16 protein-coding genes are annotated in these 16,151 nt (G+C 38.0%); 10 read left to right on the top strand and 6 right to left on the bottom strand.

Annotation, left to right across the window (positions count from 1 at the left end; translation table 11 throughout):
* Positions 1-87: 87 nt before the first annotated feature.
* The 5 genes from H1P_RS06465 to H1P_RS06445 all read left to right on the top strand — a co-directional run bounded on the left by H1P_RS06465 (position 88) and on the right by H1P_RS06445 (position 6,032).
* The gene (locus H1P_RS06465) at positions 88-1,959 is read left to right on the top strand and encodes an N-acetylmuramoyl-L-alanine amidase (RefSeq protein ID WP_144865290.1); all 1,872 of its coding nucleotides are present in this window, start codon (positions 88-90) and stop codon (positions 1,957-1,959) included.
* Positions 1,960-2,051: 92 nt separating this feature from the next.
* Entirely contained in the window at positions 2,052-2,876 is an 825-nt protein-coding gene (murI, locus tag H1P_RS06460) for a glutamate racemase (protein ID WP_144865288.1), read from the top strand.
* Between the two features lie 748 nt (positions 2,877-3,624).
* Positions 3,625-4,620 carry a solanesyl diphosphate synthase gene (sds, locus tag H1P_RS06455; RefSeq protein WP_144865286.1) on the top strand — a complete coding sequence of 332 codons (996 nt, stop codon included), beginning with the start codon at positions 3,625-3,627 and terminating at the stop codon, positions 4,618-4,620.
* Between the two features lie 55 nt (positions 4,621-4,675).
* On the top strand, positions 4,676-5,683 hold the full coding sequence (gene galE, locus H1P_RS06450; protein ID WP_144865284.1) for a UDP-glucose 4-epimerase GalE: 1,008 nt from the start codon (positions 4,676-4,678) through the stop codon (positions 5,681-5,683).
* A 49-nt stretch (positions 5,684-5,732) separates the two neighbouring features.
* On the top strand, positions 5,733-6,032 hold the full coding sequence (locus H1P_RS06445; protein ID WP_144865282.1) for a hypothetical protein: 300 nt from the start codon (positions 5,733-5,735) through the stop codon (positions 6,030-6,032).
* A 36-nt stretch (positions 6,033-6,068) separates the two neighbouring features.
* On the opposite strand, the gene H1P_RS06440 is transcribed toward H1P_RS06445, so the two are convergent.
* Positions 6,069-6,488, bottom strand: coding sequence for a hypothetical protein (locus tag H1P_RS06440; protein WP_144865280.1), 420 nt, complete (start codon positions 6,486-6,488; stop codon positions 6,069-6,071).
* 394 nt (positions 6,489-6,882) lie between these two features.
* Between H1P_RS06440 and H1P_RS06435 the strand changes: the two genes are divergently transcribed.
* Positions 6,883-7,788, top strand: coding sequence for an N-acetylmuramoyl-L-alanine amidase-like domain-containing protein (locus tag H1P_RS06435; protein ID WP_144865278.1), 906 nt, complete (start codon positions 6,883-6,885; stop codon positions 7,786-7,788).
* Positions 7,789-7,900: 112 nt separating this feature from the next.
* Here H1P_RS06435 and H1P_RS06430 read toward each other — a convergent pair whose 3' ends face one another.
* Positions 7,901-8,419 carry an adenine phosphoribosyltransferase gene (locus H1P_RS06430; RefSeq protein WP_144865276.1) on the bottom strand — a complete coding sequence of 173 codons (519 nt, stop codon included), beginning with the start codon at positions 8,417-8,419 and terminating at the stop codon, positions 7,901-7,903.
* A 134-nt stretch (positions 8,420-8,553) separates the two neighbouring features.
* Here H1P_RS06430 and H1P_RS06425 point away from each other — a divergent pair, with 134 nt between their 5' ends.
* The 3 genes from H1P_RS06425 to H1P_RS06415 all read left to right on the top strand — a co-directional run bounded on the left by H1P_RS06425 (position 8,554) and on the right by H1P_RS06415 (position 11,601).
* A complete protein-coding gene (locus H1P_RS06425; RefSeq protein WP_144865274.1) occupies positions 8,554-9,180 on the top strand; it encodes a DUF3038 domain-containing protein in 627 nt (208 codons plus the stop codon).
* A gap of 190 nt (positions 9,181-9,370) precedes the next feature.
* On the top strand, positions 9,371-10,078 hold the full coding sequence (locus H1P_RS06420) for a DUF4335 domain-containing protein (protein WP_144865272.1): 708 nt from the start codon (positions 9,371-9,373) through the stop codon (positions 10,076-10,078).
* 365 nt (positions 10,079-10,443) lie between these two features.
* On the top strand, positions 10,444-11,601 hold the full coding sequence (locus tag H1P_RS06415) for a citrate synthase (RefSeq protein WP_186375862.1): 1,158 nt from the start codon (positions 10,444-10,446) through the stop codon (positions 11,599-11,601).
* 9 nt (positions 11,602-11,610) lie between these two features.
* On the opposite strand, the gene H1P_RS06410 is transcribed toward H1P_RS06415, so the two are convergent.
* The 4 genes from H1P_RS06410 to H1P_RS06395 all read right to left on the bottom strand — a co-directional run bounded on the left by H1P_RS06410 (position 11,611) and on the right by H1P_RS06395 (position 15,607).
* Entirely contained in the window at positions 11,611-13,104 is a 1,494-nt protein-coding gene (locus tag H1P_RS06410; protein WP_144865270.1) for a hypothetical protein, read from the bottom strand.
* Between the two features lie 128 nt (positions 13,105-13,232).
* Complete coding sequence (locus H1P_RS06405) at positions 13,233-14,036, bottom strand: TIGR03943 family putative permease subunit (protein WP_144865268.1); 804 nt, start codon at positions 14,034-14,036, stop codon at positions 13,233-13,235.
* A gap of 8 nt (positions 14,037-14,044) precedes the next feature.
* Complete coding sequence (locus tag H1P_RS06400) at positions 14,045-15,076, bottom strand: permease (protein WP_144865266.1); 1,032 nt, start codon at positions 15,074-15,076, stop codon at positions 14,045-14,047.
* Positions 15,077-15,316: 240 nt separating this feature from the next.
* Positions 15,317-15,607 carry a DUF2288 domain-containing protein gene (locus H1P_RS06395; protein ID WP_144865264.1) on the bottom strand — a complete coding sequence of 97 codons (291 nt, stop codon included), beginning with the start codon at positions 15,605-15,607 and terminating at the stop codon, positions 15,317-15,319.
* Between the two features lie 140 nt (positions 15,608-15,747).
* Here H1P_RS06395 and H1P_RS06390 point away from each other — a divergent pair.
* The coding region (locus H1P_RS06390) for a methyltransferase domain-containing protein (protein WP_144865263.1) at positions 15,748-16,151 on the top strand (404 nt) is incomplete at its 3' end.

The raw sequence follows: 16,151 nt of genomic DNA, 5'->3' as shown, positions 1-16,151 counted from the left end.
ACCAACATGATTTATCTTTAAGTATATTGAGACTACATATCTCTCGAAGTTATTTTCCAAGTAAGTATCTGTGAGGAGCTATCAATTGTGAAACTACGCTGGCTATTATTAAGTATTTTCGGGGTTCTTATCTTGGGCTCTCCTGCTGATGCAGGTCAGCTGTTATCTTGGGAATTTGAAGAAAATAAAAATCGCTTGGTTTTTATTACCGATGAAGGAGTACAACCCAGAGCAAAACTAATCAGGAATCCAAATCGCTTAGTTATTGAGCTACCAGGGACTACTTTGGGTCGTACCACAGTCAAAGAAACCTATTCTGGAGCAATCAGAGGTTTTCGTATTGGTCAGTCCACTGACAATGTTGTCAGCTTAGTAATTGAACTAGCTCCTGGCTATACCATTGACCCCGATCGAGTTGAGTTTCGTGGTGCATCCCCTACTGAATGGGCTGTAGAACTTCCTAGTCCTCGCGTCGCCGATTTCCCTTCAGCAGAACGAGAAAGATCGACTCAGCGCACGCGCGATCTTGTTCCTCCGAGAAATGATCCCAATCCTCCTAGTCGTGATGTCGAGTCAGCAGTTACTAACAGTAATCTCCCTGGTTTTAATCTTGAGCCAGCAGCTACTGACAATAATCCCCCCAGCCGTAATATCGAGCCAGCAGCTACCGATAATAATTCCCCACAACTCAGCAAATCACCCTATGTTAAGATTACTAGTCATGGTTTTTTCTTAGACATTAAGGGCGATCGCACTAATCAAGTAACTTCAACTCGCAACGGTGATATTATCGATTTCGATCTTCAAGGTGTCACCCTCCCATCGGACTTAGTATCTCAATCTGTAGCCGTTAATCAATACGGGGTTGAAGAAATCAATTTTAGTCAACAAGATCCTTCCACTGCCAGAATCAGCCTCAAAGTTGCAGCAGATAGTTCGGAGTGGCGAGCGATTTTTAGTCGCATCAAAGGGTTAATTTTGGTTCCTGGTGGCACAAGAACCGTAGTCCAAAACAACTCTCCACAACTTACAGAAAAACAACCCAGTCCAAAACCAATTGAATCAATAACTATTAACGCGATCGACCTGACAGATAACAATTCTCGATTGTCTGTTCGCAGTAATGGTAATCTGAGTGCTAATAGTAGATTGGTGGGAAATGGTACTTATGAGGTTACTATTGAAAATGCCAAACTTGGAAAACCTTTTGCAGGACCTAAATTGGGAGCGGGAAGCCCCATCACTCAACTCAAAGTACGGGAAGAAGCTTCTTCTGTAATTTTAACTGTTACCACTAAGTTAGGCATTCGTTTGGGTAATGTTCAAAGTGGCACAAATCTCGTTGCTTTACCAGTAATTATTCCTGCCAGAGCCATTAATGTACCCAGCCCCGAACCTCCTGTAGCTGCTCGTAGTAAGCCTTTAGTTGTCATCGATCCTGGACACGGAGGACAAGATCCAGGAACTATTGGTATTGGTGGTGTACAAGAAAAGAATGTGATTTTGCCGATTTCTTTAGATGTCGCGGAAGAATTAAGAAAACAGGGAATTGAAGTTCGTATCACTAGAGATCGAGATTACTTTATTAGTTTAGAAGGCAGAACCGATCTTGCTAATGATATTGATGCGGATTTGTTTGTGAGCATTCACGCCAATGCGATTAACCTTTCTCGTCCTGATGTTAACGGTTTGGAAACTTATTATTACAAGAGTGGTCGTCGTTTAGCAGAAGTCATTCACTGGAATATTCTCAATACGGTTAATATTCGAGATCGCAATATTCGTCGAGCCAGATTTTTCGTCCTCAGACATTCTGAAATGCCAGCAGTATTATTAGAAGTGGGTTTCTTAACTGGAGCAGAGGATTCTTCTCGTCTCAAAGATCCCAGTCACCGTCGTCAAATGGCACAAGCGATCGCTAGAGGGATAGTACAATACATTAAGGAAAACAGGATATAAGTACATATACGGAGATTTTGCTTTTAACCTACCCTTTAACGATTATTTTTGAGTAAGATAGCTAAGATAAAAGATCTTTCATTATGACATCAATGACAAAAAACTCAAATTTACGCATTGGTCTTTTTGATAGTGGTGTGGGTGGCTTAACTGTTTTACGACAAATTTATCGGCAAATGCCACAAGAGTCGATTCTCTACTTTGGTGATACTGCTAGACTTCCCTACGGTACAAAATCACCAGAAGAAATTTTACAATATGTCCGTGAAATTATTGACTGGATGATCGCCCAAGGTGTCAAAATGGTGATTATGGCTTGTAATACCAGCTCTGCCTTGGCTTTAGAAACAGTACAAGATGAATATGACATCCCCATTTTAGGTTTGATTCTTCCTGGAGCGAGGGCTGCGGTACAACAAGGCAAAAGAATTGGCGTGATTGCAACTCCTGCTACGGCTTCTAGTAATGCCTATGGTCGAGCCATTGAAGAAGTCAATCCTACCGTTAAAGTTTGGCAAGTAGGCTGTCCTGAATTTGTGATGTTAATTGAACAAAATCAAATTGATTCTGCCTCCACAAAAGAAGTAGCTGATAAATATCTTCAGCCATTGATCGAGCAAAAGATTGATACTTTAATTTATGGTTGCACTCATTACCGCCACTTGGAAAAAGTTTTTCAATCTATATTACCGCCATCGATTAGTATTATCGATCCAGCAGAATATATAGTAGTAGCAGCAGAGAAAGAACTGGAGTTGATGGGGCTAAAAAGTAATCAAGCTCCTGCACCAACTCGTTTTTGCGTTAGTGGCTTGACCCAACAATTTGCCTTTCTTTCCGAGCAATGGCTGGGTTTTCTGCCTTCAGTAGAACAAGTTCAAATCGATGAGCAATTAATCGCCATCAATGAACTATAACCACCGAATTAAACTGTTAGTTACTTATGTTTCCTATATCACTAGAGGATGTGGCCCTCTTTTTTTGCAGGTTTTCTGCTATTTTTAACACTGCGTATATTGTCATTAAATAAACAGCAGCTGACAGGGGAATGAGTAAGGTAATCGATCCGTATTCCATAGCTTGAATAGTAAGGTTAGGTGAGCTTTTTGAGTTGAAGTAAGGGTTGTTGTGGATGCTCTCTCAGGCTTTGATGAATGAGACCAAAAAAGTTCTCCAATGCTTCAAAAGCCATCAACAGCCCACTATAAAATAGGGGGATGAGATAATCATCAAAAAATGTATCTATCCTCACACCAAAAATTAGCAAAGAAACTGTTCGGTTTGTAACCCAAAACAAGGTAAATTAAACGCTTTAATCTACACTATTTCTAGCTACACCAAAAAGTTCTTGAGATGCTGCTATACCATTCAATCGTCTGCAAAATCCAGAAACTACTTTGCTATATTAAACACACTGCTAATAGCTATCTAATGCTCCCGTATTTAGGAAGTAGTACTCTTGGATTGAGTATTCAATTTTTGGAAATATCTATGAATATCATAGCAGAAAAACTCCGTCATGTCTATAGTAGAAGAGAGTTTCAGCACCTCTTAAAAAATCTTTTTTTTTAAGTAAAATTTTGTGCTTGGGTTAGGTTAGCTTAAAATAAGTACAATAATATGTAAACTTTCTTAACTAATATAAGTGCCAAATTTGGCTTAACAATGATAACTACTAGCTCTTTATTAGCTCCTGTCGATGGCGATTTGCATATTCTGACAGAAAACCTCAAACAACTGGTAGGGGCGCGTCACCCCATTCTCAGAGCAGCAGCAGAACATTTATTTGATGCTGGAGGCAAACGAATCCGACCTGCTATTGTATTATTAGTTGCCAGAGCAATTATCAGCAACGACAAAAATACCAGTTCCGCTCAACAAGATATCTCTCCCCGCCATCGTAAATTAGCAGAAATTACGGAAATGATTCATACTGCGAGTCTGGTACATGATGATGTAGTGGATGAATCTAATGTTCGTCGCAATGTCCCCACAGTTCATAGTCTGTTTGATAATAGAGTTGCTGTGTTAGCGGGTGATTTTCTATTTGCTCAATCTTCTTGGTATTTAGCCGATCTTGATAATTTAGAAGTTGTCAAGTTGCTGTCTGAGGTCATTCGAGACTTCGCAGAAGGAGAAATCTTACAGAGTCTTAGTAGCTTTGATACTAATATTTCTGTTGATGATTATCTGGACAAAAACTATTACAAAACTGCTTCTTTAATTGCCAATAGTGCCAAAGCTTCAGGAATTTTAAGTGATGTCAGCCCAGAAATTGCCAATAACTTGTATCAATATGGTCGTAATTTGGGTTTAGCATTTCAAATTGTCGATGATATTCTTGATTTTACTGGCTCAACAGAAGTATTGGGTAAACCCGCAGGTTCAGACTTAGCCAGTGGAATTTTAACGATACCCGTTATCTATGCTATGGAGGAGAAGCCCTATTTACAAGTTCTCATCGAGAGAGAATTTAGTGAAGAAGGAGATTTAGAAGAAGCAGTTGCCATTGTCAAAAAAGGAGAAGCTATAAATCGCGCCAGAAAACTTGCTGCTACATATACAGAAAAAGCCAAAGATAATCTAACTTGTCTTGCTGCTTCTGATTCTGCTAAAGCTCTCAAAGAACTTACGGATTATAATCTCAGCCGACTATACTAAACTAAACTGAGACTATATAATTGATTCTCGGTAAAAATTCAATTAAGGAGTATCGGTGTTGTCCTCAAAACCCACTATTTTGGTTACTGGCGGTGCTGGCTATATTGGCTCTCATGCAGCATTAGCACTAAAAAAAGCAGGTTACGGAGTAGTTGTTCTCGATAACTTAGCTTATGGACACCGAGAGATTATTGAAGATGTAGTTAAAGTAGAGTTAGTAATTGGTGACACTAGCGATCGCGAATTGTTAGAGCAATTATTTGTTACCCATGACATAGCTGCGGTAATGCATTTTGCAGCCTACATCGCGGTGGGAGAATCGGTTAATGAACCAGGAAAGTACTACAGAAATAATGTTTCTAGCACCCTCAATTTACTAGAGGTAATGTTAGCAGCAGGAATTAACAAATTCGTCTTTTCTTCTACCTGTGCGGTATATGGAATGCCGAAAGAAATTCCGATGAAAGAAAATCATCCCCACAATCCTCTTAGCCCTTATGCTGCTAGTAAGGATATGGTAGAGCGCATACTCGCCGACTTTGATACTGCTTTTGATTTAAAATCTGTTGCTTTCCGTTACTTTAATGCGTCTGGAGCAGAACCTAATGGTAACTTAGGAGAAGATCACGCTCCTGAAACTCACCTCATTCCTTTAGCTTTGCTCACTGCTTTAGGTAAGCGCAAACAGCTTTATATCTTTGGTACGGATTACGATACTCCTGACGGGACAGCAGTTAGAGACTATATTCATGTCAATGATTTAGCTTCTGCTCATGTTTTAGGCTTAGAATATCTGTTAGACGGAGGAGATTCTGAAGTCTTTAATCTGGGCAATGGTAACGGTTTTTCTGTCAAAGAAGTGATTGAAACGGCTAGAAAAGTCACGGGAGTGGAAATCCCTGCTCTAGAAAGCGATCGCCGTGCGGGAGACGCACCCATTCTGGTTGGTAGTAGTGAAAAAGCCCGTAAAATTTTGGGTTGGAATCCTCAATATGCTGACTTACACAAAATAATTAGTGATGCTTGGAAATGGCATCAACAAAGACATGGATCGAACAGTTAATTCGTAACCAATAGCCGTATAGTTAGCCTTTAAAAGATGATGAAAAATTATGATTCCGCAGCGCACCGATTCATCTTTAGAGTTGAGAGTTGAACGGCTGGAAATCATTTGCGAACATATAGGGGAAGCTGTAATTTCGGCTTCTGAAACAGTAGAGCATTTATCATCTAAAATTAATGCTTTAGTAGAACAGATGGAGCAAGAACAAGAAAAAACTTCTCAGCAAGGATATCAAATTCTCGCTTTGAGTGAATCTCTGCAAACTTTAGTCGAAATTAATACAGAATCCACAATTAGAGTTCAAAAACTAACCTCAGCGATTGAAAATTTACTCACAATGTCAACTTGATACTCCATCGCAAGCATGGAGTTCAATTGTTTAAATCTACTTAGAAAATAGTTCAAAAACTTGACGAGAAAAAATCTTCAACTTATCCTCTACTTGGGTTGCTGGTTGATGCTCTCCTAAGAGCTGCCAGTTTTCCACAGTAGAAAATCGCCATGCTTGTCCTACATGACTAAAACCCGCCGTTTCTAAACCAATAAATTTTTCGGTTTCTTCTAAAGGATCTTTATAAAAACGAATTTGCACCAAGATACTGTTACATTGAAGGCGAGGACTCCAACCAGGAAAATGAAAACCAATATCGATTGAGTCTGGGTCTACTAATTCACGGGTATCAGGATCGTTTTTCCAAGGTTTTAAGTCTGCTTTGACATCAGGAAATTGAGCTTTAAAAAGGTTGACTACTGAAGCTATTTTGGTGGTAATATTTAATCCCTTAGCTCTTTCTGATGCGTTCAAGCTGATTAACCTCCTGATATAAGTTGAGTTTTTAGCTTTGATTATAAAACATCCCGATCGACATCTACAAGCGATCGCTTTTTTTGTTAGTACTGAATCCGATTCTCAAAGTATACTTTATGTCCTTTTTGTGGTTAGTCTCTGAATCTGGAGCAAAATAATCACTACAAAAAGTATTATTATTTACTTCATAAAACAAAGTTAGTAACATCTTATTTTTATTTTAATTACTCAGGTAAAATTATTTACACATTTTTTCCCTATTACCTACCTTCTCCACCAAATAATTTAATTTACATACCTACTTACAACTACTTATATGAGTCATCAATTTGCCACTTATTTAAAATTAAGTCTGGAAATTCTTATTTTTTCTGTATTTTTAAATACAAAAATGCCTGTTAATTCTTATCCTAATGAGCTTGAAAATCGCAGAATTATTAATAGAGAAATTGCTTCTTTGATAGAGAAAGAAAAACAGCAACAAGAGCGAGAAATTAGCCAAGAAATTATCTATTTACCCGATACTAAAGACGAAAAAATATTTCAATCTTTAATCAATAAAGCAATTGAAACTAATTTAAAACAAACTGGATTTGGAGAAATTATTCAAACAGTTGCCACCGATTTCTTGGGTTCACAATATCAAGCAGGATTATTAGATCGATCCCCTCAAGAAACTTTAGTTATTTCTTTACAAAAATTTGATTGTGTATTATTCGTGGAATCCGTAATAGCGATCGCACGTAGTATTGCTAGTCAAGATTATAACTATGACAACTTTACCAAGAATGTCGTAGAGCAAAGATATAGCCAAGGAAAAATGATTGATTACTGTAGTCGCCTACATTATTTTTCTCATTGGATTGCTGATAACCAAAAGCGCAATTTAGTTACTAATATTACGGCAGATTTAGGTGGAACTACAATTCAGAAAAAGCTGGATTTCATGACTACTAATCGTAATAGCTATGCTCAGTTGAAAAACGAACATAACTATCAATGTATTACTAATGTAGAAAAAAGTCTCGAGCAATTAAATTTTAACTACATTCCAACTCAGAATGTTAGAAGTATTTATGAGCGATTACAACCAGGAGACATTATAGGCATTGCCACAAACATCAAAGGCTTAGATTTTACTCATACAGGATTAGTTTATCAAGATGAGAGAGGAAATATAGGCTTAATTCATGCCTCTCCTGCTGGTCAAGTAGTTATTGCCTCCGACTTACAAGATTACGTACAAAATGTCAGAAATGCGATTGGGATTGTTGTAGCCAGACCGCACTTAAATTAGTAGCAAGTAAAGAGGTAATAGCTAGCAACCAGCAACCAAGCACTTTATGGACGTGACCTGGAACGTTTCTACCCATATTATCCCGCTTGACGGGACTAACCACGAATAAAATTTAATACTCCATTAAGCTAATAATCGGTACATCAGGTAAAACTTTTCTACCAGCTAAACCTGTTAATTCGATCACAAAAGCAAAACCCAATAACTGGGAACCAATTTTAGCTAATAAATCCGCCGTTGCTTTAGCCGTACCCCCAGTAGCAATCAGATCGTCAACTATTAAAACCTTTGCTCCAGTTTCTAAAGCATCTTGATGAATTTCCAATGTATCAGTACCGTACTCTAACTCGTACTCTACTGCATGTACTGCACCAGGCAACTTACCAGGCTTCCTTACAGGAACAAAACCCACATTTAGCTTGTACGCCAACGGAGTACCAAAAATAAAACCACGAGATTCCATGCCTACAATGTAATCAGGAACCAAATCCTGTTTTTGGCATTGTTCGGCTAAAGTATCAATGGTGTGACGCAATCCTTGAGGATTATTTAATAAGGTAGTGATATCACGAAAAACAATTCCAGGTTGAGGAAAATCAGGGATATCACGGACTAAAGACTTAAGTTTCATACAAAAAAACCGATTTATTGATTGGGGTTGCTATTAAACTAAATACCTGTGGCATCATGGCAGCAGAGAGAGTACGTTATTATTGTCTCTCTATAGAAAACTAAAAATAATTAAAATCTAGACTTAATTTTAGAATGAGTCAATCCATAAGCATAGTGTCAGATTCTTCTCCATCCACTCAAAATAACCCTATAATTTTAGACCGTCTGCCAAATATAGATCTTTCTGGAAAGGGATGTTCCCCTCATATTCAACAACAAATAGATTTACTTTTATTAGCAGTAGAAGCTTTGGAATTGGGTGCATCAGAAAGAATGCTAGCGACAGTCAAGCAGCTAGAATTAACCAATATTATCCCTAGCAGAGTTGCTTTATGGCGTTTACGCTGTAGTAATCCTTGGAGACGTTCTTATACAAGAAATATCTTAAGCTTGAAAGAAGCCAAAACCTTAGTGATTCTTGCTGCTTTTCGTGCTAAAGATTTAGAACCTTTAACAAGACATTTGATAGATGCAGAACAGCAAATGCGAGAGAAGCAGCTACCAATGGAAAATCATTTTCGCCTTTCTGAGTATTTGGAACGTTTCCGCGCTCACTTCCGCAGTCGAATGAATTCTCGCAGAACTAAAGTGGCTTCGTATTTACAATCCCAGTCTGAACTGAACGAATTAGCTTTGTCTTTACTACGCAAACTACTTTTCTGTACGGGAACTAAAGGCTTAGAAAGAATTTGGTTTAGTCTTTTTGATGGAGAAATCTAAAGTTAAAGAACGAGGAACTCCGAATGAGGAAGCGTAATGTTAGCAAGGGAAGACAAGGGAGATGGGAAAGTAAAAGGTAATAAGTAATAAGTAAGTAACAAGTAAGTAATTAAGTAACAACGAGCAACCACCAACCACCAACTAAACACTAACCACCAACCACCGACTGTATTGAAATACGTGAAGAGAGATGAATACTAGAAAACAATATACCAAACCCCACTGCACTTTAGTTTTAGATGGCTTTGATGAAAATTCAGAGTTCGTAGAAGATAGTTCTCAAGCTCAGGAATCTTCTATTTCCATTTTGACCAGTGCAGAATGTTATTTTGCTACTTCCAATCAGCGTCTGAGTGGAGGACGGGCTTTTCTCGAAAACCTAGCTAGTGCGGTTAGTAGTTATGCTCAAGAATTTTTAAGCGGTTTGTCTCATTCTCAAGATAATCCAAAAAAGTACCCCAAGATACAAGTTTTGCCCACAGATAAGCCAGGAGTACATAATCTTACTTTAGAGCCTGACCCCAAAGAAGGACAATCTAAGCAGGAAATAGTGCTTAAAACTTTGGAATTGTTTGATTTAGTAGAAGTTATCGACCAATTTTACGCAGATACTAAAGCTTTACCCGATGTCTCTTCAGAATTAAAGTTAGTTACTAAGCATTTTCGTCAGCCAGATGAGCCAATGGCTCAAAGAGTAATTCCTCTAATAACAGGTACAATTAGTTTAGCGATCGCAGCAGGACTTTTCTTTGTTTTACCCATTCCAGAAGTACGCGAGCCAGAACCCGCTTTAGAATCTGTTCCTACAGCACCCGTTCCTACCACACCTATACCTTCTGAAGATACAAATAGTTCTGAACCAATAGAGGAAGCAGAGGAAGCAGGAGATGAAAATTAGCAACTAGCAACAAACAAAAAACAACTCATAATGCAGTTTATTCTACGTATTAATACTGAAAAAGTAGAATAAGCCACAATAATTGTATTCTTAAGAACATAAAATAAACCTTGTCCAGTTAGAAAAATCGAATTTTGACGGAGGTCATAGGCAATAAGCACCTATACTCTTAAAACCTCGAACGGTTTTGGTCAGCCTTCCTTGGCGGATGGAGCATCCACAGGTTCTCACCACTATTTAGAAAAACTATGGGTTTCAAGCTGGATGCGGTTTATTTATGATACTGATAGTACTACTTAGGTTACATTGGTGGTTTATGACTATCTTCCTAAAACAATACTTTATAGGAAAAATTAAAGATTAATATGACATCTACTACAACTATATCTACATTTTGTGAATATCAACCAGGTTTAGAAAATATTCCAGCCACTCAATCTAGTATTTCTTGTGTAGACGGAATTAACGGTGTTTTAGAATATCGCGGAATCAGAATTGAGGAATTAGCAGCTCAAAGTAGTTTTGTGGAAACGGCATATTTGTTGATTTGGGGAAAACTGCCTAATAAAGCAGAACTCAAACAATTTCAGACAGATATCTTGTATCACCGTCGTATTAAGTATCGCATTCGAGATATGATGAAGTGTTTTCCTGAAACTGGTCATCCAATGGATGCACTGCAAACTTCCGCAGCAGCTTTAGGACTGTTCTATTCTCGTCGCGCTCTAGATAATCCAGAATATATCAGAAAAGCAGTAGTGCGTTTGTTAGCCAAAATTCCGACCATGGTAGCAGCTTTTCACCAGATGCGGAGAGGAAATGATGCTATTCAGCCCAATGATGATTTGGACTATGCTACCAACTTTCTCTATATGCTAACCGAGCGCAAGCCTCACCCCATAGCTGCAAAAGTTTTTGATGTTTGTTTAACTCTTCATGCAGAACACACCATCAATGCTTCGACATTTTCCGCGATGGTAACAGCTTCAACCCTAACCGATCCCTATGGCGTAATTGCTTCTGCTGTCGGTACTTTAGCAGGGCCTCTTCATGGAGGAGCCAACGAAGAAGTACTCTTAATGCTAGAGGAAATTGGCTCAGTGGAGAATGTTTTACCCTATGTGGAAGCAAAAATTGCTAATAAGCAAAAAATTATGGGTTTTGGACACAGAGTCTATAAAGTAAAAGATCCTAGAGCTAGTATTTTGCAAAGTTTAGCAGAGCAACTATTTGAAGAGACAGGATACGATACTTATTACGAAATTGCTTTAGAGCTAGAAAAGGTAATCGAAGGAAAATTAGGAGCGAAAGGAATTTATCCTAATGTGGATTTTTACTCTGGATTAGTTTACAACAAATTAGGTATTCCCAGTGATTTATTTACCCCGATTTTTGCGATCGCCCGTGTTGCGGGATGGCTCGCTCACTGGAAGGAACAATTAGCTGTTAATCGTATTTTCCGTCCTACTCAAATCTATACAGGAAAGCACAAAGTACCCTACATTCCGATGAAAGAAAGGTAACTTTGTTCCTCACGGTAACCACTGGGGATGAAAGCCGATCAGGGGTAGTTGTTCTACTTGATGAACTTCTGATTCATTAGTGGGGGGAAGAAGTAGCCACAAACGACTTTTAATGATGGTTGAAGAACTATCAGAGGGATTTGCTTCTGTAACAGGGGTATTTGTAGTCAGTACTTGATCGAATAGGACTCCTAAGCCGTCGGGAGCAACACTAAGCTCACTGTCATGATATTCAGGTAGAGCTAGTAAAGGAATAGTTTTACCTGTTTTGAGGTTTATTTCTGCAAGGTAAGGCTGTTCTCGGTATTCTGCGTCAGCTTGTCCTAAGGTAAGATTATTGGAAAATTTTAATTCTGTTAGTAAACAGTAAAGATGGGTAGCGGTGGGATTAAATTGACAGTCGATAATCGAACCCTCTAAGTTAAGTAACTCTTTTTGAACTCCTTGGTTGTTAACATAATAGAGAGATTTGGTATAGCGTAAGTCGGCATTCTCTGTGTTGTAATTAACCATCGCAGCAGCCATTCCGTCAGTCGAGAAGGTCACAACACGACCAAACTGGGGTAAAAAGTCTAGTGGTACAGCATCAGGATTTAGGGGTAACAAAGCAATCCCTTCTCCTTGTGCTACTGCTAAGGTTTGACTGTCTGGAGTGAGTAAAAAGTCGCCTACTGCTTCTGTCTCTAAGGGTTGGGGTACTAGATCTTCGGTAATTTTCCACAAGCCAAAATCATTAGCATTATTCTGATTAATGCGTTGCACAACAATAGTTTTGCCATCTTGGGACAAATCAAATTTATTGTTTTGATACTTTTTGCTGTCTAAAACTAATTGAATTTCGGGGTTAAATGCTGGCGAAGAATTATCATTAACTCCAGTAGTCACACTGTAAAGCTTTAGTTGACTAATGTCTTGCTGCTGTTTTTTTGCCACCGCAGAAAATAAAATACGATCGCCTTGGGGATAGGGTTCAAAATCAAAAACTACGAGATTGTCAGGGGTTAAAACTGTTTTTTCTTGCTTTGTCCAGTTATAAAGAATTAATCTACCTTGGTTGTTTCCTTCGCTTCCAATGTAGGCAAAAGCGCGATCGCGAGTCTTAAATTGTCCGAAAAATGGTTTAATCGCCTCTCCTGCTGCTTCTCCTCCTGCAAATTGCTGGTTTCCCGCTTCTAAAAAAAGACGATATTTTTCTCCATAAGGTGCGGGAGCATCCAACGTGTAGGCTAACTTATTCCCAGACCAGCTTATTTTGCCTTCTAAAGGGGGTTCTATAACTAAATTATTTTCTATGCTATCGCGATCGATAGGGCGGTTGAAATAAAGTAAAAAAGCCCGATCCTCTCGACCAATGGCTTTGTTTTGCCAGCTAAAATTAGTTACTTGGGGTTTGACATGAAATAAACATTCTGTACCACAAGCATTTGTCCCCCAAACCAAGATACTAATGGTAAAGCTTAAAACAATAATAGTTATAACGGCAATTTTATCTATTGTCTGCATTATTTGAAGGATGAGGAAGTTTTTTAAGGAATGAGGAATCAGGAATCAGGAAGTTTTTAAGTAGATAAGTAGCGAGTGAGGAATGAGAACAGAATACAAATATTGATTGTCCAATAACTGATGACTGTTCACTGATAACTGTAAGGATTAGAAGGAGTAGGAATTTGTTTGATGTTGTTGGCTTTTAATACCAGTCGGCGTTTTTCTTTAGGAGTATCGGAACGATCGCGTATTTTGAGAGTATGGGTTGTCATTGCACCTTCAATTTCTAACCAAGTATCGGGGGGGTATTGTTGACGATTTGTGGATAGTTCGACAGGGATAAACACAGGATAAGCATCTACGGCACAGCAGGTGAGGATAAAACGGGATAATAATAGGTAATTTTCTGGAAGTTCGGGTACATGAATCACAAAACCTGTAATTTTTGCTGGTTGCCCTTTATAAGCATCGGGTTCGGGATAGGCGTTGAGGGTACGTATCCATTCAATAAGCGATCGCTCTTCTGGTCGGGTTTGGGTAACAAAGGCTTGGGGTTGATAGCTGGTTAAAGGAAGAGTTTCGGTAACTCCCCTTTGTAGTGCGGTTTGAGAAGCTAAAACAGTGGGAGGAATAATTAAACCAGCGATCGCGGATAACAAAAGTAAGCTACTCCCAATACCAGGAGGAAAGATTGTTAAATGTTGTTCATCATCTACAACACTAATCGATGTCTTTAATAACTTTCGTGTTTTCATAATCCCAATAATTAATAACAAAATGCTGGTAAAAAGCATCAAGTAAAAATAGTTGGGGTGAATCAACAGTTGATATTGTCCAGTGATAGCATATTTTAATAAAAGAATTCCCCAAGCTAAAACAGCTAAAACACTTAGTAACTGAGTCAAACGATAATTACCGCTTTTCTTAACAGAAGAAGAAAGGTTACTCATAGAATAATCTAAAAGAAATAACTATAAACAAAGGTCATTAAAAAGACCAGTTGAGCAATAATGGCAAATAGATAAATAATTATTTTCGGCTTGAATATAGAAAGCATTAAACCCAAAGCTTTAATATCAATAGTAGGGCCAAAAACCAAAAAGGCTAAAATCGAACCGCTCGTAAAAGTAGAAACAAAAGATAACGCAAAAAAAGAATCAACCGTCGAACAAATAGAAACAATTGCAGCCAGTAACATCATCGCCAAAATCGAAGTAATGTTATCTTGTCCTAAACTAAAAACTACTTCTCTGGGAACAAAAACTTGAATCGTAGCTGCGATCGCACTACCAAGTACTAACATTCCTCCCAATTCTTGTAGCTCTTGCAGCACATTATCAATAAACTGTTGCCACTTTTGTTTTGATACTTTTCTTGACTGTAACTGAGGCTTTTCAACTAACAAAGCTTCATTCATTACTAAAGGCTGTGCCGACTCTCCCAATAAAAAACTCCCCGATTGTAATAGAGCAGGAACTTCTACTTTTTCTTGAGGAGATGATTGTAAATTTTGTTGTTGATTTTCTAAAAAATTAAGTCTTTTAATCAACCTTGGTTGTAATAAACCCTTGACATCTTTTTGTACGCTAAATAAACAACCAATAGCAATCGCAATAATTAAAGAAAAAACTATTCTTAAAAACACAATTTGAGGTTGTCCACCAAAAGCAACCCAAGTAGACCAAATTACCACAGGATTGATCGTCGGTGCTGCCAATAAAAAAGCTACGGCAACAGCAGGCGAAACCCCTTTTAACAACAATCTACGAGCTACAGGGACGTTACCACATTCACACACAGGAAACAAAAAGCCAATACAACTACCCGCGATCGCACCTAATAAAGGATTTTTTGGTAACTTAGTAATTAACTTTCTTTCATCAACCAACAGTAATAGAGAGCTAGAAAGCAATACTCCCAATAGTAAAAAGGGAATAGCCTCTACCAGTAAACTGATGAATAAAGTGAAGGCATTGTGTAATTGACTCATATTCAGTAGCTTAAGGCGATCTCTATTGTGAGATTTTAACCACAGATAGTTAAAGCTTGAGGTAAGTTAATTTTTTAAAGGCAAATAGTAATTAGTTGTTACACTCAATAGAGCGTTTGGCATCTATCCATAGCTGGATTAAGATACTTAATTAGATTGCTAAGACAATGAGCTTAATATACCTTATCAATTTGTGTTGATGAAGTTTTCTATCTTTTCTTTATCAAAGTTTTAAAAGTTTTAATTAATAGGTTGAATAATAACAAATGGTTGCACAATCGCTGCGGTGAATTCTGCTTGAGGATTACTATTCCACTCTGTCAGTTGTGCATTAGAAGGTTTAGCAATTAATTTTTCAGCGATCCAGTTACTGACAAGAGAAGTCTCGTCTAAAGCGATCGCTTCTGCAACTTCCAATAAATCCAATTGCTCATTAATTACTACTACCGCATCTCTTTTAGCGTGGGGTAAAATCTCTTGCCAACTAATACTAGCAATATCTTCCTGTAATTTTTTTTTGATATCAGACATTATGTTAAAAATTTTAAAGATGCTGCCAATCTTAAAATGAAACGAACTTCTTAGCAATGGAGTCAAATAGTTTGATTAAAATTTGGGTAGATGGAGGATACCAAAACAGTATCCCTTGACTAAAGAATAGCTATATCAAAATGAAATCTAACTTGATTAAAGCGTGGTTACAAGATGGGTTAACGATCGCTTCGAGATATCAAAAAAAAATCGCAGAAGACGGACTAAATTCTGCTAAGAGTCTCGGTGAGCGAACCCCGAAAAAAGACTTGAGGTTTCACTCTCTTCTGTTTGAAGATGTTTCTCTAAACGGAGCAGTTTCAATTTTAGATGTTGGATGTGGCAAAGCAGAGCTATTATCTTTTCTCAAAAATAGCTATTTTGAAACCAAAATGGAACGCTATCTGGGACTCGATTTAGTTGGGGAGTTTCTGGATTTAGCACGACTCAATTATCCAGATCATGAGTTTCAACAGATCAATTTTATTTCTGACCAATTCTGTCTTGAGCAATCCTTCACTATAGTTGTGGCTCTTGGGGTTCT

This window comes from Hyella patelloides LEGE 07179 (assembly GCF_900659865.1).
Taxonomy (GTDB): domain Bacteria; phylum Cyanobacteriota; class Cyanobacteriia; order Cyanobacteriales; family Xenococcaceae; genus Hyella; species Hyella patelloides.
This window is presented reverse-complemented; position numbering and strand designations above follow the sequence as displayed.

What these genes read in the sequence shown, in the direction of transcription:
- H1P_RS06395 (WP_144865264.1), bottom strand. Translation starts at nt 15,607, where the DNA reads ATGTCTGATATCAAAAAAAAATTACAGGAAGATATTGCTAGTATTAGT.
- sds (WP_144865286.1), top strand. Translation starts at nt 3,625, where the DNA reads ATGATAACTACTAGCTCTTTATTAGCTCCTGTCGATGGCGATTTGCAT.
- H1P_RS06445 (WP_144865282.1), top strand. Translation starts at nt 5,733, where the DNA reads ATGATTCCGCAGCGCACCGATTCATCTTTAGAGTTGAGAGTTGAACGG.
- H1P_RS06420 (WP_144865272.1), top strand. Translation starts at nt 9,371, where the DNA reads ATGAATACTAGAAAACAATATACCAAACCCCACTGCACTTTAGTTTTA.
- H1P_RS06415 (WP_186375862.1), top strand. Translation starts at nt 10,444, where the DNA reads ATGACATCTACTACAACTATATCTACATTTTGTGAATATCAACCAGGT.
- H1P_RS06430 (WP_144865276.1), bottom strand. Translation starts at nt 8,419, where the DNA reads ATGAAACTTAAGTCTTTAGTCCGTGATATCCCTGATTTTCCTCAACCT.
- murI (WP_144865288.1), top strand. Translation starts at nt 2,052, where the DNA reads ATGACAAAAAACTCAAATTTACGCATTGGTCTTTTTGATAGTGGTGTG.
- H1P_RS06405 (WP_144865268.1), bottom strand. Translation starts at nt 14,036, where the DNA reads ATGAGTAACCTTTCTTCTTCTGTTAAGAAAAGCGGTAATTATCGTTTG.
- H1P_RS06435 (WP_144865278.1), top strand. Translation starts at nt 6,883, where the DNA reads ATGCCTGTTAATTCTTATCCTAATGAGCTTGAAAATCGCAGAATTATT.
- H1P_RS06425 (WP_144865274.1), top strand. Translation starts at nt 8,554, where the DNA reads ATGAGTCAATCCATAAGCATAGTGTCAGATTCTTCTCCATCCACTCAA.
- H1P_RS06400 (WP_144865266.1), bottom strand. Translation starts at nt 15,076, where the DNA reads ATGAGTCAATTACACAATGCCTTCACTTTATTCATCAGTTTACTGGTA.
- H1P_RS06410 (WP_144865270.1), bottom strand. Translation starts at nt 13,104, where the DNA reads ATGCAGACAATAGATAAAATTGCCGTTATAACTATTATTGTTTTAAGC.